25 protein-coding genes are annotated in these 21363 nt (G+C 63.5%); 16 read left to right on the forward strand and 9 right to left on the reverse strand.

Annotated elements, in window-relative coordinates:
* Positions 1 to 50: 50 nt before the first annotated feature.
* The 6 genes from pstC to E5X34_RS28495 all read left to right on the forward strand — a co-directional run bounded on the left by pstC (position 51) and on the right by E5X34_RS28495 (position 4900).
* Entirely contained in the window at positions 51 to 1037 is a 987-nt protein-coding gene (pstC, locus tag E5X34_RS28470; RefSeq protein WP_127304020.1) for a phosphate ABC transporter permease subunit PstC, read from the forward strand.
* Positions 1038 to 1040: 3 nt separating this feature from the next.
* On the forward strand, positions 1041 to 1892 hold the full coding sequence (gene pstA / locus E5X34_RS28475) for a phosphate ABC transporter permease PstA (RefSeq protein ID WP_127386020.1): 852 nt from the start codon (positions 1041 to 1043) through the stop codon (positions 1890 to 1892).
* Complete coding sequence (pstB, locus tag E5X34_RS28480; protein ID WP_292571873.1) at positions 1889 to 2692, forward strand: phosphate ABC transporter ATP-binding protein PstB; 804 nt, start codon at positions 1889 to 1891, stop codon at positions 2690 to 2692. Before pstA ends, pstB begins: the two co-directional genes overlap by 4 nt.
* Before the next feature lie 20 nt (positions 2693 to 2712).
* Positions 2713 to 3420, forward strand: coding sequence for a phosphate signaling complex protein PhoU (phoU, locus tag E5X34_RS28485; RefSeq protein WP_042641610.1), 708 nt, complete (start codon positions 2713 to 2715; stop codon positions 3418 to 3420).
* 17 nt (positions 3421 to 3437) lie between these two features.
* Positions 3438 to 4127: a phosphate regulon transcriptional regulator PhoB gene (gene phoB / locus E5X34_RS28490; protein ID WP_010911896.1), complete on the forward strand. Its 690-nt coding sequence runs from the start codon at positions 3438 to 3440 to the stop codon at positions 4125 to 4127.
* 131 nt (positions 4128 to 4258) lie between these two features.
* Complete coding sequence (locus E5X34_RS28495; protein ID WP_292571876.1) at positions 4259 to 4900, forward strand: esterase; 642 nt, start codon at positions 4259 to 4261, stop codon at positions 4898 to 4900.
* A 20-nt stretch (positions 4901 to 4920) separates the two neighbouring features.
* On the opposite strand, the gene E5X34_RS28500 is transcribed toward E5X34_RS28495, so the two are convergent.
* Positions 4921 to 6165 carry an ROK family protein gene (locus E5X34_RS28500; RefSeq protein WP_292571879.1) on the reverse strand — a complete coding sequence of 415 codons (1245 nt, stop codon included), beginning with the start codon at positions 6163 to 6165 and terminating at the stop codon, positions 4921 to 4923.
* 271 nt (positions 6166 to 6436) lie between these two features.
* Between E5X34_RS28500 and xylF the strand changes: the two genes are divergently transcribed.
* From xylF to E5X34_RS28520, 4 genes are all read left to right on the forward strand, one after another.
* On the forward strand, positions 6437 to 7477 hold the full coding sequence (gene xylF / locus E5X34_RS28505) for a D-xylose ABC transporter substrate-binding protein (protein ID WP_126080873.1): 1041 nt from the start codon (positions 6437 to 6439) through the stop codon (positions 7475 to 7477).
* A 144-nt stretch (positions 7478 to 7621) separates the two neighbouring features.
* Positions 7622 to 8974 carry a sugar ABC transporter permease gene (locus E5X34_RS28510; RefSeq protein WP_292571882.1) on the forward strand — a complete coding sequence of 451 codons (1353 nt, stop codon included), beginning with the start codon at positions 7622 to 7624 and terminating at the stop codon, positions 8972 to 8974.
* Between the two features lie 18 nt (positions 8975 to 8992).
* The gene (locus E5X34_RS28515; protein ID WP_292079270.1) at positions 8993 to 9793 is read left to right on the forward strand and encodes an ATP-binding cassette domain-containing protein; all 801 of its coding nucleotides are present in this window, start codon (positions 8993 to 8995) and stop codon (positions 9791 to 9793) included.
* A gap of 131 nt (positions 9794 to 9924) precedes the next feature.
* Positions 9925 to 11547: a CHASE domain-containing protein gene (locus E5X34_RS28520; RefSeq protein WP_292571885.1), complete on the forward strand. Its 1623-nt coding sequence runs from the start codon at positions 9925 to 9927 to the stop codon at positions 11545 to 11547.
* 84 nt (positions 11548 to 11631) lie between these two features.
* Here E5X34_RS28520 and E5X34_RS28525 read toward each other — a convergent pair whose 3' ends face one another.
* From E5X34_RS28525 to E5X34_RS28550, 6 genes are all read right to left on the reverse strand, one after another.
* A complete protein-coding gene (locus E5X34_RS28525) occupies positions 11632 to 11877 on the reverse strand; it encodes a YMGG-like glycine zipper-containing protein (protein WP_027166589.1) in 246 nt (81 codons plus the stop codon).
* An 84-nt stretch (positions 11878 to 11961) separates the two neighbouring features.
* Entirely contained in the window at positions 11962 to 12288 is a 327-nt protein-coding gene (locus E5X34_RS28530) for a hypothetical protein (protein ID WP_292571888.1), read from the reverse strand.
* A gap of 187 nt (positions 12289 to 12475) precedes the next feature.
* Entirely contained in the window at positions 12476 to 12646 is a 171-nt protein-coding gene (locus E5X34_RS28535) for a hypothetical protein (protein ID WP_292571891.1), read from the reverse strand.
* A gap of 135 nt (positions 12647 to 12781) precedes the next feature.
* A complete protein-coding gene (locus tag E5X34_RS28540) occupies positions 12782 to 13813 on the reverse strand; it encodes a sensor histidine kinase (RefSeq protein WP_292571894.1) in 1032 nt (343 codons plus the stop codon).
* A gap of 153 nt (positions 13814 to 13966) precedes the next feature.
* Positions 13967 to 14131: a DUF1328 domain-containing protein gene (locus E5X34_RS28545; RefSeq protein WP_018429836.1), complete on the reverse strand. Its 165-nt coding sequence runs from the start codon at positions 14129 to 14131 to the stop codon at positions 13967 to 13969.
* 174 nt (positions 14132 to 14305) lie between these two features.
* Positions 14306 to 15100: a response regulator gene (locus tag E5X34_RS28550; protein WP_292571897.1), complete on the reverse strand. Its 795-nt coding sequence runs from the start codon at positions 15098 to 15100 to the stop codon at positions 14306 to 14308.
* 218 nt (positions 15101 to 15318) lie between these two features.
* Here E5X34_RS28550 and E5X34_RS28555 point away from each other — a divergent pair, with 218 nt between their 5' ends.
* Positions 15319 to 15522, forward strand: a complete 204-nt coding sequence (locus tag E5X34_RS28555) for a NepR family anti-sigma factor (RefSeq protein ID WP_042641626.1) — start codon at positions 15319 to 15321, stop codon at positions 15520 to 15522.
* A gap of 3 nt (positions 15523 to 15525) precedes the next feature.
* Complete coding sequence (locus E5X34_RS28560; protein WP_292571900.1) at positions 15526 to 16077, forward strand: RNA polymerase sigma factor; 552 nt, start codon at positions 15526 to 15528, stop codon at positions 16075 to 16077.
* Between the two features lie 35 nt (positions 16078 to 16112).
* On the opposite strand, the gene E5X34_RS28565 is transcribed toward E5X34_RS28560, so the two are convergent.
* The gene (locus E5X34_RS28565) at positions 16113 to 16493 is read right to left on the reverse strand and encodes a response regulator (protein ID WP_292571903.1); all 381 of its coding nucleotides are present in this window, start codon (positions 16491 to 16493) and stop codon (positions 16113 to 16115) included.
* 164 nt (positions 16494 to 16657) lie between these two features.
* On the opposite strand from E5X34_RS28565, the gene E5X34_RS28570 reads away from it, so the two are divergent.
* From E5X34_RS28570 to E5X34_RS28580, 3 genes are all read left to right on the forward strand, one after another.
* Entirely contained in the window at positions 16658 to 17419 is a 762-nt protein-coding gene (locus tag E5X34_RS28570) for a Crp/Fnr family transcriptional regulator (protein WP_292079281.1), read from the forward strand.
* A gap of 91 nt (positions 17420 to 17510) precedes the next feature.
* Entirely contained in the window at positions 17511 to 17837 is a 327-nt protein-coding gene (locus E5X34_RS28575; RefSeq protein WP_042643003.1) for a YqjD family protein, read from the forward strand.
* Positions 17838 to 17843: 6 nt separating this feature from the next.
* Positions 17844 to 18308: a phage holin family protein gene (locus E5X34_RS28580; RefSeq protein WP_292571906.1), complete on the forward strand. Its 465-nt coding sequence runs from the start codon at positions 17844 to 17846 to the stop codon at positions 18306 to 18308.
* A 426-nt stretch (positions 18309 to 18734) separates the two neighbouring features.
* Here E5X34_RS28580 and E5X34_RS28585 read toward each other — a convergent pair whose 3' ends face one another.
* Complete coding sequence (locus E5X34_RS28585; protein ID WP_292571909.1) at positions 18735 to 19655, reverse strand: diacylglycerol kinase family protein; 921 nt, start codon at positions 19653 to 19655, stop codon at positions 18735 to 18737.
* Positions 19656 to 19899: 244 nt separating this feature from the next.
* On the opposite strand from E5X34_RS28585, the gene E5X34_RS28590 reads away from it, so the two are divergent.
* Entirely contained in the window at positions 19900 to 21261 is a 1362-nt protein-coding gene (locus E5X34_RS28590) for a PRC-barrel domain-containing protein (protein WP_292571912.1), read from the forward strand.
* The last annotated feature ends 102 nt before the right edge of the window (positions 21262 to 21363 follow it).

A 21363-nucleotide genomic window follows, 5' to 3' on the forward strand; every position in this document is an offset into this window, starting at 1 on the left:
GGAGGGCGCTTCCGGCGCCCTCCTGTCTCTTTCGAAATGCGAGGGGCTAGATGAGTGCCGTTTCCGAAGCCGCGACATCGTCCGCCATGCGGACCAGGGAAGCGACAGTGCGCCGCTTTGCCTTCACCGACATGGTCTTCCGGGCGGCCACGCGCGCTTCCGCCATCCTCGTGCTGGTTCTGCTCGGCGGGGTCGCCATCTCGCTGATCGCCGGATCGTGGGAAGCGCTGTCGAAATTCGGCATATCCTTCCTTTCGACCGAATCCTGGAACCCGGTCACCGAGAATTTCGGCGCGCTGGCGCCCATCTACGGCACCATCGTCACCTCGGCCATCGCCATCATCATCGCCGTGCCGATCGGCATCGGCATCGCCGTCTTCCTGACCGAGCTCTGCCCGCGTCCGCTGCGGCGCCCTATCGGCATCGCCGTCGAGCTTCTGGCCGGCATTCCCTCGATCATCTACGGCATCTGGGGCCTGTTCGTCTTCGCGCCGTTCCTGCAGACGACGATCCAGCCCTTCATCATCTGGCTCTTCAAGGGTGTCCCCGGCCTCAACAGCCTGTTTGCCGGCCCGCCCTACGGCATCGGCCTGCTGACCTCCTCGCTGATCCTGGCCATCATGGTGCTGCCCTTCATCACCTCGATCACCAAGGACGTGTTCGACACGGTGCCGGCGGTGCTGAAGGAATCGGCCTACGGCATCGGCTGCACGACCTGGGAGGTGACGCGGCGCGTGACCATCCCCTACACCCGCGTCGGCATCATGGGCGGCGTCATGCTCGGCCTCGGCCGCGCGCTCGGCGAGACGATGGCCGTCACCTTCGTCATCGGCAACGCCCATCGCATCAGCGCCTCGCTGTTCGCGCCGGGCACGACGATCTCGGCTACGATAGCCAACGAGTTCACCGAGGCCGATGGCGCGATCTACACCTCCTCGCTGGTGGCTCTCGGCCTGATCCTGTTCATCATAACCTTCATCATCCTGGCGCTCGCACGCTACATGCTGCTGCGCATCGATAGCCGCACGGGAGCCTGACCGATGGCGACTGCCCAATCGCTTCACCAGAGCCGCAAGCGCAAGAATGCCGTGATGATGGCGCTGTGCGTCATCGCCGCCGGCATCGGGCTGGCCTGGCTGGCGCTGATCCTTGGCGCTCTGCTCTACAAGGGCCTTTCGGGGGTGAACCTTGCCGTGTTCACGGAAATGACGCCGCCGCCCGGCGATGCCGGCGGCCTGCTCAACGCCATCTACGGCAGCATCGTGATGACCATCATCGGCATCGTCGTCGGCACGCCGATCGGCGTGCTGGCCGGCACCTACATGGCCGAGTACGGCCGCTTCTCGAAGCTCACCACGGTGGTGCGCTTCATCAACGACATCCTGTTGTCGGCCCCTTCGATCATCGTCGGCCTGTTCGTCTATGAGCTGATGGTACGGCCGATGGGGCACTTCTCGGCCATCGCCGGCGCCGTCGCGCTGTCCATCCTGGTGATCCCCGTCGTGGTGCGCACCACCGAGGACATGCTCAACCTCGTGCCCAACGCGCTGCGCGAGGCGGGCACCGCCATCGGCGCGCCGCGCTGGGTGGTGATCCGCTCCGTCGCCTACCGCGCGGCACTGTCCGGCATCGTGACCGGCATCCTTTTGGCAATCGCCCGCATCTCGGGCGAGACGGCGCCGCTGCTCTTCACCGCGCTCAACAACCAGTTCTGGTCGAGCAATCTCAATGCCCCGATGGCCAGCCTGCCGGTGACCATCTTCCAGTTCGCTCTCAGCCCTTACGAGGAATGGCAGCAGCTGGCCTGGACGGGCGCACTCATAATCACCCTGACGGTTCTCGGGCTGAGCATCATCGCCCGCAGCCTAACCGGACGTAGAGAGGACAGATGAAACCGATGTTGTCCACCGACCTGAACGTAGCCGACACGATCGTCGAGAAGGCCAAGATCGAGGTCAAGAACCTCAACTTCTACTATGGCCAGTCGAAGGCGCTGAAGGACATCAACCTGTCGCTGCCCGAGCGCAGCGTGACCGCCTTCATCGGCCCGTCGGGCTGCGGGAAGTCGACGCTGCTGCGCGTCTTGAACCGCATCTACGAGCTTTATCCGAAGCAGAGCGCCGAGGGCCAGGTGCTGCTCGACGGCAAGAACATCCTCGACCGCTCGCAGGACCTCAACCTGCTCAGGACCAAGATCGGCATGGTGTTCCAGAAGCCGACGCCGTTCCCGATGTCGATCTACGAGAACATCGCCTTCGGCGTCAGGCTCTATGAGAAGATCAGCAAGGCCGAGATGGACAGCCGCGTCGAGTCGGCGCTGAAGCGCGCCGCACTCTGGAATGAGGTCAAGGACAAGCTCAACGCCAGCGGCCAGAGCCTCTCGGGCGGCCAGCAGCAGCGCCTCTGCATCGCCCGCACCGTCGCGGTGAAGCCGGAGGTCATCCTGCTCGACGAACCGGCCTCGGCGCTCGATCCGCTCTCGACCGCAAAGATCGAGGAGCTGATCGACGAATTGCAGGCCGACTACACGATCGTCATCGTCACCCACAACATGCAGCAGGCGGCGCGCGTGTCGCGGCAGACGGCGTTCATGTATCTGGGCGAGCTGGTGGAATTCGACCGGACCGAGAAGATATTCACCTCGCCCCGCGAGAAGCGCACCCAGGACTACATCACCGGCCGCTTCGGCTGAGTTCATACGAGGACAACATCATGGCCGAACATACCGTCGCCTCCTTCGACGAGGATCTGAGGCAGATCAGCCGGCTCATCAACGACATGGGCGATCTCGCCGGCTCCATGGTCGGCGGCTCGACCAGGGCCCTGCTCGAAAGCGACAATGCGCTGGCGCAGCGCGTCGTCTCCGACGATGCCATCATGGACGCGCGTCAGCGCGAGCTTGACGATCGTGCCATCACGCTGATCGCCAAGCGGCAGCCGATGGCGGACGATCTTCGCCACGTGGTCGGCTCGATCCGCATGGCGGGCGACCTCGAACGCATCGGCGATCTCGCCAAGAACATCGCCAAGCGCGTCGGCTCGGTCGGCGTCAGCACCGCCCCGCGCGACCTCACGCACTCGATCGATTCCATGGCGCAGCTGGTGCTGATCCAGGTCCAGGGCGTGATCCAGGAATATACGGTGGGCGATGCCACGGCGCTGGCCAAGCTGCGCAACGACGACGAACGCATCGACGTCAAATACACCTCCGTCTTCCGCGAGCTGTTGACCTACATGATGGAGGATCCGCGCAACATCACCGCTTGCACGCATCTTCTGTTCTGCGCCAAGAATCTCGAGCGCATCGGCGACCACGTGACCAACATCGCCGAGAACGCCTATTATGTGCTGACCGGCACGCAATTGCCCGCCAACCGTCCCAAGCAAGACGAGACGGCAATGTCGGCGCCGGCCGCCTGACGGAAAAGGTTACCCCGATGATCGCGCCACGCATCATGGTGGTGGAGGACGAGGAGCCGCTGGGGGTGCTGCTCCGCTACAACCTCGAATCCGAGGGTTACCAGGTCGAAGTGGTGACCCGCGGCGACGAGGCCGAAATCCGCCTTCAGGAAAATGTTCCCGACCTGCTCGTGCTCGACTGGATGGTGCCGGCGGTCTCCGGCATCGAGCTCTGCCGGCGTCTCAGGATGCGGCCCGAGACCGAGCGGCTGCCGATCATCATGCTGACCGCGCGCGGAGAAGAAAGCGATCGGGTTCGAGGTTTGTCCACCGGCGCCGACGACTATCTGGTCAAGCCGTTCTCGACGCCGGAGTTCATGGCGCGCGTCAAGGCGCTGCTGCGCCGGGCCAAGCCGGAGGTTCTGTCCAGCGTGCTCAAGGTCGGCGACATCGTGCTCGACCGCGAATCGCACCGCGTCTACCGCAAGAAGAGCGAGATCAGGCTGGGCCCGACCGAGTTCCGCCTGCTCGAGTTCATGATGCGGCATCCGGGCCGCGTGTTCTCGCGCAGCCAGCTGCTCGACAATGTCTGGGGCGAGACGATCTATATCGACGAGCGCACGGTGGACGTGCATGTCGGCCGCCTGCGCAAGGCCGTCAACAACGGCCGCATGCCGGACGTCATCCGCACCATCCGCGGGGCCGGTTACGCCATTCGCGAGGACTGAGGACAAGAGCCGGCTCGATCCCGGTCGGGGCCTTGCCCAAAGACTTGCGCTCAATCAGCAGGCGACCGTCAACGGCCGCGGAGGGGCACACGCTCCTGTGGTGTTCACACCCGCCCTACCCACGATCTCGATTGAAGATTTTAATCTCGGCGCCAATGCAATACCGTTTCGTCAATGCCAGGGATCCGTCGCTACCGCCTTTGATCCTGCTGCACGGTTCAGGCGGCAACGAAACAGATATGTTACCTGTCGCGGCCGCCGTTGCGCCCGAGTACGCTGCATTTTCTTTACGAGGCGCGATCGTCTGGGAGCAAGGCTATGCTTTTTTCAGGCGGTTTCCAGATCGAGGCATCGACGAAGACAGCATTCGCGAAGAAGCACCGGCTCTAGCAGCCTTCATAACCGACATCGTCGCTCAGCATCATTGCAAGAGCCAACCGGTTTTGATCGGCTTCTCCAACGGTGCGATCATGGCGGCCGCGTTGATGCTGCTCTTCCCGAATTTGGCGCGAGGAGCAGCATTGTTGCGCCCCCTGTCGCCCTTTGCGACGCGGATTGAAACAAGATTGCCCGCTACACCGGTGCTCGTCATCGATGCGGTCAACGATCCTCGCAGGCGGGCAGGAGACGGCGCCAAGATGGCCTCGCAGCTTAGGCAAGCGGGAGCCGCGGTCGAGCATCATAGCCTGCCTGTCGGACACGACCTCACAGACCATGATCAAGCACTGTTGCGCGGCTGGCTAGACAGGGTCGATCTCGGCCGTCCCCAATGATTGGGTTCTGATCCCAGTCCTCAGGCCACATTCTTCCCTGTCGCGCCGACCTTCGCCTGCACACCCGGCGCGAAGATTTCCTGGTCGACGAAGGTCAGCGCGCGCATTGCGCAGCCTTCGCGGATGAGCGGCAGCTCGTTCGGCTCGGTGTCGAAGGAGATCGAGTTCGAGTGCTGGCCGCCGGCGGTCTGGGCGATCGCCTCCCTCAGGGCCGGTTCGATCAGGTCGAAGGCGGCCGCGCTGACGCCGACCATGGCGACCGGCGCTGGGTCGATGAGGGCAAACAGGCTGCCAAGACCGAAGCCCAGCGCTTCGCCGGCCCGACGATAGGCTTCCCGTTCGGGGCCGTCCTCCTGTCGGGCCTTTGTGGCCAGTGCGCGCATGTCGGCGTCGCCGACGTCGGTCGGCGCGGCGTCCTCGCTTATCCCCATGGCGCTGCGCCAGATCGCGTAGTTGCCGGCATAGGCCTCGACGCAGCCGCGGCGGCCGCAGCGGCAAAGCGCGCCGCCCGGACGATGGATCATGTGGCCGAACTCGCCGCCGGAGGAATGCGTGCCAGTGAACAATTCGCCCTTCAGCACCAGCCCCATGCCGATGCCGTGCGAGAGCAGGATGGCGATGAAATTGTCGCGATAGCGCTCGGGATCGCGCCATCGCAGCGCCACCGCCATCATGTTGCAGTCGTTCTCCATGGTGGCGGGGATGCCGAATTCCCTCTCCAGGATGTCGGCGAACGGAATGTCGGTCAGCGGCGTGATCGGCGACCATAGCATGGCGCGCGCGTGGGAATCGGTAATGCCTTGAATCCCCATGGCAATGCGGGCGACGCTGCCCACGTCGAGATCGGGATCCTGCAGCCGGCGCCGGACGATCGCCAGGCACTCGCCGATCAGCTCGTCGCGCGGCATGACGAGCGTGTCCAGGCGCCGCTGTTCCTCGGCGATCACCTGGCCGGCATAGTCGATGACGGCAACCGACAGGAAGTTCAGCGACAGCACCACCGTCAGCACCGCGGCGGCTTCGGGGTTCAGCGCCAGGCCGATCTGCGGCCGGCCGCGTTTCAACGCCGTCGGCTCGCTGGCCTTGCTCTCGGTGAGGATGCCCTCCTGGATCAGATCGGCGGAGATCGCCGAAATGGTCGAGTGGCTGAGGCCGGTGGTGGCGGCAATTTCCGTCCGCGATGGCTGGCCGGCGCGGCGCACGGCCGAAATCACCATGGCGCGGTTGCGCCGGCGCAAATCGTCGTGACGGATTCCGACCGACATCGTTCTCGCACGTCCTCCCCGGTCATCGCGGCCTTGTGATGATGCCATGGCCTGTCGCTGACACGCTAAGGATAGTGGCAGAAGCCGAAGCCGATGTCATTATTTATTGCGGACTCCGAAAAAAATGCCTCGACCCATCAAATGCCATCAGAATCTCGGTTGACAGCTTCATTTCGCTGGACCAGTATTTTTTTGAGGCTCGAAAAAAAGCCTCTTATGCCGGCCTTCGGGCCAGTCTGGGTCGCGCCGCACAAGGCGCAGGGAGGATATCATGAAAAAATTCGCAGCCGCCATTCTGGCGGGCGTAGCCATGTCGCTGACGCTGGCTTCGGTCGCCGAGGCGAAGGACAAGGTGATCGGCGTCTCGTGGTCGAACTTCCAGGAAGAGCGCTGGAAGACCGACGAAGCGGCGATGAAGGCCGCTATCGAGGCCGCCGGTGACAAGTATATTTCGGCCGACGCGCAGTCCAATCCGGGCAAGCAGCTGACCGACGTCGAAAGCCTGATCTCGCAGGGCGCCAATTCGCTGATCATCCTGGCGCAGGATGCCTCGGCAATCGGCCCGGCGGTGCAGAAGGCGCTCGATGAGGGCATTCCGGTCGTCGGCTACGACCGCCTGATCGAGAACAAGGACGTTTTCTACCTGACCTTCGACAACAAGGAAGTCGGCCGCATGCAGGCCCGTGAGGTGTTCAAGGCCAAGCCCGAAGGCAACTACGTCTTCATCAAGGGCTCGGGTTCCGATCCGAACGCCGACTTCCTGTTCTCGGGCTCCATGGAAGTGCTTAAAGAGGCGATTGACAGCGGCAAGATCAAGAATGTCGGCGAGGCCTATACCGACGGCTGGCTGCCCGCCAACGCGCAGAAGAACATGGAGCAGTTCCTGACCGCCAACGACAACAAGGTCGACGCGGTCGTGGCTGCCAATGACGGCACCGCCGGCGGCGTCGTCGCGGCGCTGACGGCGCAAGGGTTGGCCGGCACCGTTCCGGTCTCGGGCCAGGACGGCGATCACGCGGCGCTCAACCGCATCGCGCTCGGCACGCAGACCGTGTCGGTGTGGAAGGACGCGCGTGAGCTCGGCAAGAACGCCGCCGAGATTGCCTCGCAGCTCGCCGACGGCAAGAAGATGGGCGACATCGCCGGCGCCAAGGACTTCACGACGCCTGGCGGCAACACCGTCAAGTCGCTGTTCCTGACCCCGATCGCGATCACCAAGGACAATCTCAACCTCGTCATCGACGCCGGCTGGATCAAGAAGGACGAAGTCTGCGCTGGCGTTGCCGCCGGCAGCGTCAAGGTCTGCAACTAAGCTCGCCGACACTAGACCAAAAACCTTGCGCCGCGGCCTGAAAGCCGCGGCGTTTTCTCAAAGATTACCGTTCCGCCTCGAGCGGATAGCTTCTAGGCTTGCTCCGGCATCCGCGCCAGACGGGCAGGCCGGCAGGAGGAATTCATGACCGACACGACGTCCACCCAACCGGCAGACACCGCGCGTGCCTCGGAGCTGGGCACCGTCGCCCGGTTCCTGAAGGCAACCGAGCTGGACACCCGCATGCTCGGCATGATCGGCGCGCTGCTCCTGATCTGGGTCGGGCTGCATGTGATCTCCAGCCTGCGGCTTGGCGTCAATCCGCTCGACTTCGACAGCCGCACCTTCCTCACGCCGCGCAATCTCTGGAACCTGTCGGTGCAGACTTCGGCCGTGGCGACCATGGCCTCAGGCATGGTGCTGGTCATCGTCATGCGCAACATCGACCTCTCGGTCGGATCGGCCGAAGGGGTGATCGGCATGGTCATGGGTTTTGCCCAGGTGCATTTCCTGGTTCGCTTCGTCGGGCTCGAGCTCGGCAACCCGTGGATCTGGGTCCTGGCGCTGCTGATCGGCCTGGCGCTCGGCCTCCTCATCGGTGCCTTCCAGGGCTTCGTCATCGCCTATCTCGAGGTGCCGGCCTTCATCGTCACGCTGGGCGGATTGCTCGTCTGGCGTGGCGCTGCCTGGTGGGTCACCAGCGGCCAGACCGTCGCGCCGCTTGACGCCACCTTCCAGCTGATGGGCGGCGGCCCGGCGGGCTCGATCGGCGCCAAATGGAGCTGGGTCGTCGGCATCGTCGCCTGCCTGGCGGTCATTTTCATGCATTATAACGGTCGCGTGCAGCGCAAGCGCTTCCGCTTCCCGCTGCGTCCGGTCTGGGCCGAGACGCTGCTCGCCACGGTCACCTGCGCTATCATCCTGGGCGCTGTGTGGCTTGCCAATTCCTATCCGTGGCCGGTCGGCATCGTGAACCGCTATGCCGCCGCCAACAACATCACCGTTCCCGAAGGTGGACTGTTCATCGCGCATGGCATCGCCATTCCGGTGCTGATGGCGGTCGCCGTCGGCCTGATCATGACCTTCGTCACCAAGCGCACGCGCTTCGGCCGCTATGTCTTCGCCATCGGCGGCAATCCGGAAGCGGCCAACCTCGCCGGCATCAACACGCGCTGGATCACCATGAAGGTGTTCATGATCATGGGCGTGCTGGCGACGATCGCGGCGGCGATCTCGTCGGCCAGACAGAATTCATCCACCAATGCGCTCGGAACGCTGGACGAGCTGCTGGTCATCGCCGCGGCCGTCATCGGTGGCACGTCGCTCGCCGGCGGTTCCGGAACCGTGCTCGGCGCCATGCTTGGCGCGCTGCTGATGCAGTCGCTGCAGTCCGGCATGGTGCTGCTCGGCGTCGATTCGCCGCTGCAAAGCATCGTCGTGGGTGCCGTGCTGGTCGTGGCGGTGTGGCTCGACACCCTCTATCGCAAGCGGGCCTGATCAGGGAGGAGAAACAACATGGCTGACAAATCCGCTCCCGCCGGCGTTCCGCTGGTCGATATGCGCAACATCTCGATCGCCTTCGGCGGCATCCGCGCCGTCGACGACGCGTCCGTCGATCTTTTCCCCGGCGAAGTGATGGCGCTGCTCGGCCACAACGGTGCCGGCAAGTCGACGCTGATCAAGATCCTGTCCGGCGCCTACAAGCGCGACAGCGGACAGATCTTCATCAATGGCGAGGAGGCTTCGATCTCCAATCCGCGCGACGCCAAGAAATACGGCGTCGAGACGATCTACCAGACGCTGGCGCTGGCCGACAATGTCGATGCCGCGGCCAATCTCTTCCTCGGGCGCGAGCTGATGACCGCCTGGGGCACGCTGGACGACGTCGCCATGGAAGCCGAGGCGCGCAAGGTGATGGGCCGGCTCAATCCACGCTTCCAGCGCTTCAAGGAGCCGGTCGTCAAGCTGTCGGGCGGACAGCGGCAGTCGGTGGCGATCGCGCGTGCGATCCTGTTCAACGCCCGCATCCTAATCATGGACGAGCCGACGGCGGCGCTCGGGCCACAGGAGACGGCGCAGGTCGGGGAGTTGGTCAAGCAGCTCAAGGCCGACGGCATCGGCATCTTTCTGATCAGCCACGACATCCATGACGTTTTCGAGCTCGCTGACCGTGTCTGCGTGATGAAGAACGGCCAGGTGGTCGGCACCGCGCGCACCACCGATGTCACCCAGGACGAAGTGCTCGGCATGATCATCTTGGGCAAATGTCCGCCCGGCGCCATTCCAGGCCCTGGCGCGCTGAAGATCGCGGCGTAAACTCAGGCATATAGCCGGCTAATTAAGGCTGCGTGATGGACCAGCCGCGGTGATGATTTGACCGCGCCATTGTGTTGACGCGGGGACTTGCCCATAAAGATGGTCGACCGTCCACGGGCCACATCTTTGATTTGAAGAAGCTCTTTCCGATCGTTGCCTTTGTCGCCGTCGCGCTGATCAGCCTGACGATGGCCGGGTTCGCCTATTTCGCGACGCAGGAGGCGGCGCGGATCAAGTTCGAGGGCACCGCCGACGACGCGCTGAGCCGCATCGAGAGCCGCATCGACCTGCATCTGTCGCTGCTGCGTTCGACGCAGGCGCTGTTCGATGCCCGCAACGGCGAGATCACGCGCGGCGAATTCAACGCCTTCTTCAGCGCGCTGAACATCGATGACAACTTCGCGGGCCTGCGCGGCATAGGCTTCCTCAGGCTCGCCAAAGCGGGCGATGAGGCCGCGGTCGAACGCGACATCCTGCGGGACCATGGGGCGGTCCACCCGGTCTACCCCGCGACGACCCAGCAATGGCGCACGCCGATCGTGCTGTTCGAGCCGCTCGACACGTCCAACCAGTCGATCATCGGATTCGACATGTTCAGCGAGCCGGTGCGTCGCGAGGCGATCGAAAAGGCGATGGCCGACGACCAGCAGCATGCGAGCGGCCTAGTCCAGCTCGGCCAGGGCGCCGGCGTGGCGCAGACGTTCACGGGTTTCCTGGTTTTCGTGCGGCTGAACGTCGAAACCGCCCCGGACGTGATCAATGCAAGCCGCTCCTCGACGGCCGGCTTTCTCTACGCGGCCTTCCGCGCGCAGGACCTGTTCCAGGTCGCGCTCAGCCGCGCGCCGCTGCTGCCCGTCAATGTCGAGGTCTATGACGGCAAGCCCGAGGCCGGCAGTCTTTTGTTTCGGTCGGAAGCGCCGCCGGCGGAGCGCATCGGGGCGAAGCTTCTGGCGCGCCGCGATATCGTTGTTGCCGGTCGGCCCTGGACATTGCTGTTCAGGCCGACAAGCGCCTTCGAGTTGCCGTCCTCGCGCGCCATTCCGGTGATGCTCGGGCTGTTCGGCCTGCTGCTTGCAGGGGCCATCGCCCTGGTGGCGCGCTATCAGGAGCGTGCCTATGACGCCAAATCGGCGCTGCACGAGGCGACGGAAAAGAGCCTGCTGGAGAAGGACCTGATCCTGCAGGAGATGAAGCACCGCATCAAGAATTCGATCACCCGCGTGCTGGCGATCGCGCGGCAGACGGCCTCGCAAGCCACCGACGTCAAGGAGTTCTCGGCATCGTTCTCGGCGCGCCTCCAGGCCATGGCTGCGTCGCAGGATATGCTCACCCGCTCGCGCTGGCAGAAGGCTGATCTCGGCGATCTGCTGCGTATCGAGCTCGGGCAGGTGTTCGGCAAAGATCTCCCGGAAGGTGTGCTGTCCGGGCCGCAAGTGCTGCTCGACGAGACGACGACTCAGGCGCTCGGCCTGACCTTCCACGAACTCGCCACCAATGCGTTGAAGTATGGCGAGGCTGGAAACTCGGTGGGCGCCCTCAAGGTCGACTGGAATGTGAAGGGGCGCGGACGCGAGCGGACGCTCACCCTGAACTGGCGCGAAGCGGGTCAGAAGAAACTGGAGGCGCCGGCAAAGACCGGCTTCGGCACCAAACTGATCGATCTCAACGTCACACGCGAATTGCGCGGCACGATCGCGCGCGACTATCGTGGCGACGGATTGAAGGTGGAAATCAGGATACCGCTGGCCGAGTGAGCGGCCAAAATGGCTCGCGAGGGCGAACGAAATCAGCAGGTGGAAACCGGAGGCCGGCCAGCAGCCTCCGGTCCCTTTCCGACGTCAGTTGCAGCGAGCCGTGTAGATCCGGCCGCGATGATCGCGGTACTGGCAATAGCCGTTGCGCAGGTTACGAACCAGGAGGCCCGACCCGGCACCGACGGCCGCGCCGATCAGCGCACCCTTGCCGCCGCCGACCAGGCCACCCACGCCGGCGCCAATCAGGCCACCGCCCACGACATCCTGCTCGGTCGTGGTGCAGCCGCTGACAGCGACAACGGCAACCATGGCAATAATCATCTTCCGCATTGAAATGCTCCTCACTTTTGTCCTCACTTTTCGGCAGTGCCAGCCGCCATTTAGCATGAAAAAACGGGATTTGCCTGCTCGATCTTACTGTTGTTTAAGATAGTCTTTTTCGGGGCGCACGCTGTTCGACGCGACAAGCATGCCGGAAACCTCCAAAGACGCGACCAGCGTGCCGTCGGGCCGCACGTTCCAGGCGATTCGATCGTAATCATCTTCCAGGGCCGGATCGACGGCGAGGCACTTGCCGACGATGTGCGGGGCCTGGCCCTGCAGGTCGCCGAGGGCGAAGGGCCGTTCGGCCGTACAGGCCCGCTCGGTCTCGAAGACGCTGACCGGCACCTGGAGCTCGCGACAATCTGTCATCGTGCTCGAGCAACCGACGACGAATAGCAGTGCGGCGATGTGTTCCATGGCTCCAAAACCTCTCGCCGCAAACAACGATTCTCGCCGAGCGAAAGTTCCGGGGGCCGGGTACAAAGCGTAGCGTCGCATGGATTCAGGCGAAGCGCATTAAGTCCTGTTCCTGATGCATGCCGTTTACCCAAAGCCGCCGCGCAACTTTGATCGACATGCTCGCGGTCCAAGCCGCATGCAGGGATCAGAACAATTGCCAGGCGGCAGTCAGGGCCACGGCGGCGAGAAGCGCGACCGCACCAAGGCGAAGTGGAAGATGGAATGACCGCGGCGTCGGCTGGGGCTCGGCATCCTGGAAGCCGCTCATCGAGACACGGGCAGCCTGCTCCAGCTTGTTCGTATCGGCAACCATCATTTCGTTCTCCCAGGTCGCGCACGGGAGGCACGGCGGGTTTCCGGCGCATCAACAGCCGGCAATGCAGGATCGGGCTTTATGGTGAACAGGGGGTTAAAGGCCTTGGCCGCGAAAGCCTGACGCGTAGGGGCGCAATCAATCCGTCTCGAAATTTCCATGCGGGACGGTGAGGCGGTATTCCATACGGTCCTGGCCGATTTCGAGCGTCGCGGATCCGTTCAGCGACATCGGCACGACGCGCTCCAGCGCCACGCTTCCGAAACGCTTCTCATTGCGCGGCGCGTCGCCGACCGCTTCCGTCCAGGTCAGCAAAAGGCTGGGCGACGTTCCGCTTTCGGGTTCAAGCCTTGCGCTCACTTCGACATGGCCGTCCGCTCGCGACAGCGCGCCGTAGCTCACCGAGTTCACAGCCAATTCGTGCATCGCCAAGCCGATATGCAGGGCGGCATTGGGATTGAGATAGGGATTGTCGCCCGCGAACCGCAGGCTTCGCGCCAGATCGGCGCTGTAGCGGCCGACCTGGCCGGATACGAGTTCCTGCAGCGCCGCTCCCCGCCAGTTGGAGGATGTGACCAGATCCTGCGAGGACGCGAGCGATTGCAGCCGGCCGCGAAACCGCGCCAGGAACTCACCGAGCGTCTCCGTGTAGCGTCCTGTCTGTGTGGCGATGCTCTGGATGATGGCCAGGAGGTTCTTCGATCGGTGACTGACTTCGCGCAGCAATGCCTTCAGCGTCTGCTCGCGACGTTTCTGCTCCGTCGTTTCCACCATGGTGGTGACGACGCCGAGGACTTCGCCGGCGTCGCCGCGGTCGGCATCGATCCAAAGCTGGAACCAACGGACGCCCTGGCTTCCTGGAATGCTGAGCTCGAGCTGGTCCGCGTTGCCGGACTCGATCACCTTGAGCTTGACGGCGCTTATGCGTTCGGCCTGCGCCGGGGAAAGCAGATCCTTGCCGTCGGCGGTTTCGGCCGCCCAGGGCGCGCTCATGTTGCGCGCCCAGACCGTTTTCATCTGCCGATCCTGATAGAGAACCGAGATACCGGCGTTGTGCAGGGCATGAAGCAAGGCTCGTCCCACCTGCATCCCGCTTTCGGCGGGATGCATCGCGATCACCTCGCCGTCACGCCTTTCAGTCCTGTCCTTGGTGGGATCCTCGGGAGGCATCGGAACATCCCCGCACTCGGTCCTTGAACGGTTCAATCCGCAACTGGTTCCGACGCCGCAGGCTGTCAAAACGGTCCGCCGGACGGCGCTCTTTCGAGACGCCGCCCGGCGGTGGCTGGAAACCGTTTGAGGGGTGCGGCTTCCAGTGTCGCGTCAGGCTCTCCTGAAGAGGCCCGCGATGAGCGAAATCACCAGGAAGGCGAGAAAGATGAAGAACAGGATCTGCGCGATGCCCGCCGACGTGCCGGCGATGCCGCCGAACCCAAGCGCGCCGGCGATGATCGCAACTACGAGAAATACGAGCGCCCAGTACAGCATGATGCGTCTCCTTGTTATGTCGGGAAAAGAACGTGGGTCGGTGCCGTTTGTTCCACCATTTGCTGAAAAAGACGATCCCCTTTGAAGACACTTTTCAGATCGCAAACTGATGAGCGTCATGGGAGGCGCGAAGGCCTCGCATGACGCTCAAAACGGTCCAGAATTCGGAGCGGATCAGGCGGCGGCCTTGGCCTGCCGGTCGAAGAACAGGGCCTGGCTGATCAGAGCCTTGACCATGTCGGGATTGAAAGGCTTGGTGACCAGGAAGGCCGGCTCGGGGCGTTCGCCGGTCAGCAGGCGTTCCGGGAAGGCGGTGATGAAGATCACCGGCACCGGTGTCGACGACAAGATCTCGTTGACGGCCTCGATACCAGAGCTGCCGTCGGCGAGCTGTATGTCGGCCAGCACCATTTTGGGCCGCGTCTTGCCGAACATGGCCACTGCCTCGGCATGTGTACGTGCCGTGCCGACGACGCGGTGGCCGAGGCTTTCGACCATCTCCTCGATGTCCATGGCAATCAGCGGCTCGTCCTCGATGATCAGCACATCGGTCGCGACCTGTCGCGAAATCTCGCTGCTTGCCTGCGCAAGCAACTCCGAGAACTCGTCCTCGTCGACGTCGAGAATCTCCGCGGCCTCGTCCTCGCTGAAACCCTCCACGGCGACAAGAAGGAAAGCCTGCCTCGGCAAGGGCGCGATCGCGTTCAGATTGGCCGCCGCCCGCTGCTCCCAGGCTGTCTGGGCCTGCTCCTGCGGCACGCGGATGGCAACTGAGGTGAAGAGCCTGGCAAAGACCTTATATATAGCAATACGGTCGCTGGAGGCTTGGGGGAAGATATTGGTGTCGGCGATGATGGCTTCCAGCATCGCGGCGACCAGCGCGTCACCGCTTTCCTGCGACCCGGACACTGCGCGCGAGAAGCGGCGCAGGAACGGAAGATGCGGAGCGATGGTTGCGGACAAACTCATTATTTACGTCTCCCTCAGATGACGTTGCACGTTCAAGGCCATGCTGTTGCCAGCCCCTGGAAAACCAACGCCGGCTTGCGGAAAAAGTTCCGCCGGCCATGGAACTAAATTAGCAGGCCGGCGTTTCGGGGTCTCGGGTTGGGCAACCAGACGAGGGTTCCGCTTGCGTTGTGGTTTGAAGTCGAAGAGCGGTTCCGGTGCTGGAAACTAGGGCTAACATGAAAGAAATGTCAAAAAAACAGATGGCTGATGCCAAGAGCAGGCATCGGAACGGGGATGGCAACCCGCTTGGAGCAAACTCCGAAATTGCCCGCAAGCTCAAGCAATATTACGACGAGCTGGTCTCGGATCATGTGCCGGACCGTTTCGCTCAGTTGCTCAGCCAGCTGGAACAGACCGAACCTGCCCAGAAAAAGGACTGAGGCATGGCGGTGGTATCCCAGAGCTTCAAGACCGAGCTGCTCGGTGCGATCCCGAGCCTGCGTGCTTTTGCCGTGTCGCTGACGCAGAACGCCGACCGGGCCGACGACCTCGTCCAGGAAACGCTGGTCAAGGCGTGGGACAAGCATGAGAGTTTCCAGCCGGGCACCAATCTCAAGGCCTGGCTGTTCACCATCCTGCGCAACGAATTCTATTCGCAGATGCGCAAGCGCGGCCGCGAAGTGCAGGACAGCGACGGCATCATGACCGCCAGGCTTGCCGTCCATCCGGCCCAGCACGGTCAGCTCGACCTCAAGGATTTCCGCGGCGCGCTCGAGCAGCTGCCCGAGGACCAGCGCGAAGCCATCATCCTGATCGGCGCTTCCGGCTTTTCCTACGAGGAAGCCGCCGAGATCTGCGGCTGCGCGGTCGGCACGATCAAGAGCCGGGTCAGCCGGGCGCGCACCAGGCTGCAGGAGATCCTCAAGATTTCCGGCGAGGACGAGTTCGGACCCGACGCGATCTCGGCGCAAGTGACAGGCTCGAACGCGGCGTAAGCCGATCGCCTACAGTTCCGATCGCGCGGGTGGCCTCAGGCCGAGGCGACCCGGCCGCAGGCCATGGCAAGGGCTTCGATCAGATCCTCGCCCGAGTAAGGCTTGGTCACCAGTCGGATGTCGGGGAACGAACCCTTAACCTCGTCCGGATCCGAATAGCCGGAGGCGAATACGAACGGCACGCCCTCGCTGCGCAGCCGGGCGGCGAAATCCAGGGTCGAGACGCCGCCGAGCATAAGGTCGACAACCGCCGCGTCGAATCGCGCGGACAGCGTTTGCCCGTCGATCTCGACGATCTCCCGAGCGATCGTCACCTCCGCCGCGCCATGGTCGCGGCAAAGCTGCTCGACATCCATCGCGATCAGGAACTCGTCTTCCAGGACGAGGATACGCAGTCCGTCAAGCAGTGCTGGCACTTATCGGTTTCTCCTGGCAGGACCGCACTGATGCGCGGAATTTGTTGGCATGTCATTTAAAAAAGACATGGCTAAAAGCCCAGGTGTGGAAGCCTGCGGAACCCCTGCCGGTCTCAGGCGTTTTTCTGCGCCCACAAGGGCAGGGATTTCGAAGAGGGGTCGAAATGTCCAGCCAAAGCGCACGTCCGGTCGCCAGCCGTCAATATAGTTGCGAAAAGTGCCCATTGCGGCCTCTGCCTGCATTCCGCGAGTTCGACAAGCAGGAACTCTCATTCATCAGCACCTTCAAGCGCGGTGAGCTTGCCGTCGACAAGGGGGCGACGGTCCTGGTCGAAGGCAGCCACAGCGCCCATCTCTACACGGTGCTGTCGGGTTGGGCGTTCCGCTACAAGTTGTTGCCCGACGGGCGGCGGCAGATTCTCAATTTTTCCATGCCCGGCGACCTCATCGGCCTGCAGGGCAGCCTGATGGGCGAGATGCAGCATTCCGTCGAAGCGCTGTCGCCGATGCTGCTTTGCGTCTTCGAACGCGAGCAGTTGCAGGAACTCTACCGCAACCATCCCGGCCTTGCCTACGACATAACCTGGATCGCTTCGCGCGAGGAGCGCATGCTGGATGAGAATCTGCTCAGCATCGGCCGTCGCACCGCGCTCGAGCGCGCCGCCTATCTTATCGCTTTCATCGCCAGCCGGGCTCGCGGCGCCGGCCTCAACGGCAAGACGCCGGTGCAGATCCCGATCACGCAACAGCACGTCGCCGACACGCTTGGCCTCTCGCTTGTCCACACCAACAAGACGATCCGCAAGCTGATGGACCGCAAATTGGTCCTGTGGCGGGATGGTGGCTGTGAAGTGATCGACTATGATGGGCTGAAGAAGCTGGCCCGCTGGGAAGGGCTAGGGGAGGACCGCAGGCCGCTGATCTAGGGCTGTGTCGATATTCAGGTGTGAGAGACCGGGCCCGGAACCATGGTGCGGAACGGGCGTTGAAACCAACGCAAACGCAAGGAGTTAGAGAATGGCAACCGCCGCAGGCAAATCCGCAACGGACCAAGCAACCACCGCCGATCTCGAAGCCGATATCGAGCAGTTGAAGGCGGATATCCAGAAACTCACCGAGCAACTCGCCAGGACAGGCCAGCACGGCTACGGCGCCGCGCGGCGCGCCGCCGCGGACGGCGTCGAACAGCTGCGCGCGCAAGGCGAAGCCGCGTTCGAGAGCATGCGAGGAAGTGCCGAGGACATTGAGGCACAACTGATCGCCAAAGTCCGTGAGAAGCCGGTGACGTCGCTGGCGATCGCCGCAGGCGTCGGTTTCCTCTTCGCCCTTCTTTCCCGCCGCTAGCCTCAGATGGGGACGCTTGTCTCGCTGATCTCAGCCCTTGCCTCGGGCGAGGCCATGGCTGCTTTGCAAAGGGCGCGGATAACGGCCATCCTTTATGGGCTTGCCGCCATCTTCGCCCTCTGCGGCGTCGGCTTCCTCATCGGCGCCGCCTATATCTGGCTGGCGGCGCGCTACGGGGCGTTGGCGACCAGCCTGGGCTTCGGCATCGGGTTCCTGGTGCTTGCCGGGCTGATCATCGTCATCCACAAGCTGACCGCCAGCGCGCGCGGCAAACGCCGCGCGCGACGGCGACAGGCCGACATGACGGCGGTGGGTGTTACCGCGGCGCTTGCCCTGCTTCCGGCACTTGCCAGGAGCAAGGGCGGGCTGGCGGCCATTGCCGCGCCCGCCCTTGCGGTCGTCGCCTACGCCATCTATCGGGAGAACACTAGGCCGCCGCCGCCAAGGCAAGGTCCGGACGATCTGCATTAGGCTGTCGAGGTCTCCAGCGTGGCGGCTGCTTGGGCATGACTATCGCGGCTGGCTTGCTGGCGAGCTTCGAATGCCTGCCGCAGGGCTCATTCGTTCAATGATCTCCCGCTCGGAACCTTCACGGCAAGGGCTCGTTACCCGATCGTGCCGTGCCCGAAACGCTTGGCCAGACACGCAACATGGAGGCCAATCATGACCAAGATCGTTCCTGAAGACAAAGCCCGCCAGGGACGCTGGGGTTGGCACGCTTTAAGGATTCTCGTAGCCGGCCTGTTACTGGCCTTCATTGCGTGGGGTGCGGTGGAGATTTACGGGGAATTGATAAAGTCGCCGGCTTCCGGCGAGCAGCATGTGCCGCAGCCGCCTGGCACCGAGCAGGCGCCGCACCAGGCCAATCGACCGCAAAACCCTGAAGCAGCGCCGTCTTCAAGCTGCCTTTGCGCTGACGCCGCTCGACGGAACAAGCACGTTCAACGCGCCGGGGTGGATCTCGATCGTGGTTTCGCGCTCGAGCCTGGTCAATTCGCCGTCCAGGACGGCGCTGAATTTCCTGGCGGGCGAGAGGACCTTGAGGACAACCTTACCGGCCTGATGAACTTCGACATGGGCGCTCCGGCGCAGCCGGCCGCGCAGCATGTCCAGCAACAGCTTTGCCAAATGGTGACGCCGGCGCGCGACGCTGACATAGATACCGAGCACGCCGCCGGCCGGGTTGTCGGCATAGGGCAGGTGGCCCTCGCCGAACAGATTGTTGGAAATGCCGATGCCCGTCGTGCGCGTCACGATCTCCGCCTTGCCGATGCTCAGGCTCACTTTCAGCGCCGGTGGATTCTTGATCGCCGCCCAGGCGGCCCGGACGGAGGCCTGCATCTTTCCAAGGCGCGAGCCGAAATCCATTTTCTCGCGCAGCTGGACCATCTTGGCATGCATGCCAATCGAGAACTGATGCACGAAAGGCTGGCCATTGGCGCTCGCCATGTCGACGGCGATCACCTCGCCATCGGCAAAGGACCGCAGCGCTGCCTCCAGTGTCTGCGGAATGCCCAGGCCACGCGCGAAGAGGTTCATCGTCCCTGCAGGTAAAATGGCCAGCGCCTTCTTCTTGTTCATGAGAAGGGACGCCGCGGTCGAGATTGTGCCGTCGCCGCCACCGGCAAGGATCACGTCGATGTTGCGCCTGGCGATGGCCTTCTCCAGCGCGGCAGCGACATCCCGGCCGGCAACGATGTCGATCTCGACCGAATGTCCCGCCGTTTCAAGCGTCTGACGCAACTGTCCGGAAAAAGCTTCCATGTCGATGGTGCGGAGCGTGCCGCCGTCCCGATTAAGCACCGCAGCAAACCGCATACCCGCTCCGTATTCCCTTCAGGCTGCTTGAGCCGCCAGACGCTCAGCCGCAGGCTGGAACGAGGATGCGGCCGCAAAGGTTCCACCGCAGGCTCGGCCAGCCAGATGCTGATGGACGGGTCGTGTTTGGAACAACACCCCGGTCACGACGTTGTGAACCTGTCGACACTGCCGCTCCCGACCCGCCGTCCAGAGGCTGGCCGGGTGAGCAGCATGCACAAATCAGGCACGAGGAGAGACCATCATGATCCGCACTCTTTTTGCGACCACCGCGATCGCTACACTGCTCGCAACCGGCGCTTTTGCGCAGACGACGCCCGCTCCGGCGCAACAGGCTCCAGCGGCCGAAACCACGGCTCCGGTGCCGCGCGCCGATGGCGCGCTTATGACCAACATCATCGGCGAGTCTGTCTACAATGGCACCGGCGACGACGCCCAGAACATCGGCAAGGTCGATGATGTCGTCTTCGATTCCAGCGGCAAGGCCAAATCCGCCATCATCGGCGTTGGCGGCTTCCTCGGCGTCGGCAAGAAGGATGTCGCCTTCGACTATGGCAAGCTGGAATGGGCCGAGAAGAACGGCGACCGCTGGCTGGTCGCCAAGTCGACCAAGGATGAGCTGAACGCGCTGCCGGCATTCGACCGCAAGCCTTATGATCCGGCGCCGGCGCAGTCGACCGATGCCACGCAGCCCGCCAACAACACGACAGCACAGGCTCCGGCGGCCGCGCCGGCCGAGCCGGTGAAGAAGGCCGAGGGCAACCTCGCCTCCAACATCATGGGCGAGTCGGTCTATAACGGCACCGCGGACGACGCCCAGAAGATCGGCGACGTGAAGGACATCGTGCTTGCCAAGGACGGCAAGGCCGAATCGCTGGTGATCGGCGTCGGCGGCTTCCTCGGCATCGGCACGAAGAATGTCACCTATGACTTCGCCAAGGCAAAATGGGCCGAGAAGAATGGCGACCGCTGGCTGGTGGCCGAGACCACCAAGGAGGAACTGCAGGCGCAGCCCGACTTCAACCGCAAGGCCTATGATCCGGCGCCGGGCAACACCACGGCCGCGAATAACGCTCCCGCGGCGACCACGCCTGCGGTGGTGTCTTCGGACACGACCTCCGATAAGGGGGCCAAGCCGGCAGAGCCCGCCAAGTCGACGGCCGAGACCAAGCCTGCGACGCCGCCGGCCCAGAGCACGGCCGAGAACAAGCCCGCCGACAACGGCACCGCCGCAACCGACCAGACCAAGACCTCGTCCATTGACAAGTCGACGCTGACGGAAATGCCCATGGGCAATATCAGGGTCGACGATCTGAAGGGCACCACGGTCTATGGCGCCAACGATGCCGAGATCGGTTCCATCGGCGACGTCGTGCTGACGCCCGAAAACAAGCCGGACGCGGTCATCGTCGATGTCGGCGGCTTCCTCGGCATCGGCGCCAAGGAGGTGGCGGTCGGCATGGACAAGCTCAAATTCATGACCGACAAGAACGGCAAGAAATATCTCTACACCAACTTCACCAAGGAGCAGCTGCAGGCGCAGACGGCCTATGACAAGAGCAGCTATGCCGCCAACCGCGACCAGCAGCGGATGATGCTGAAGTAGCGGAATAGGGGAATAGGGGAGTAAGGGAATAGGGGAGTAGGAAAAGGAAGCTGGCGGATAACAACCGTTGTGTTTTCCCCTACTCCCCTACTCCCCTACTCC

The organism is Mesorhizobium sp., from assembly GCF_004963255.1.
Lineage (GTDB): Bacteria > Pseudomonadota > Alphaproteobacteria > Rhizobiales > Rhizobiaceae > Mesorhizobium.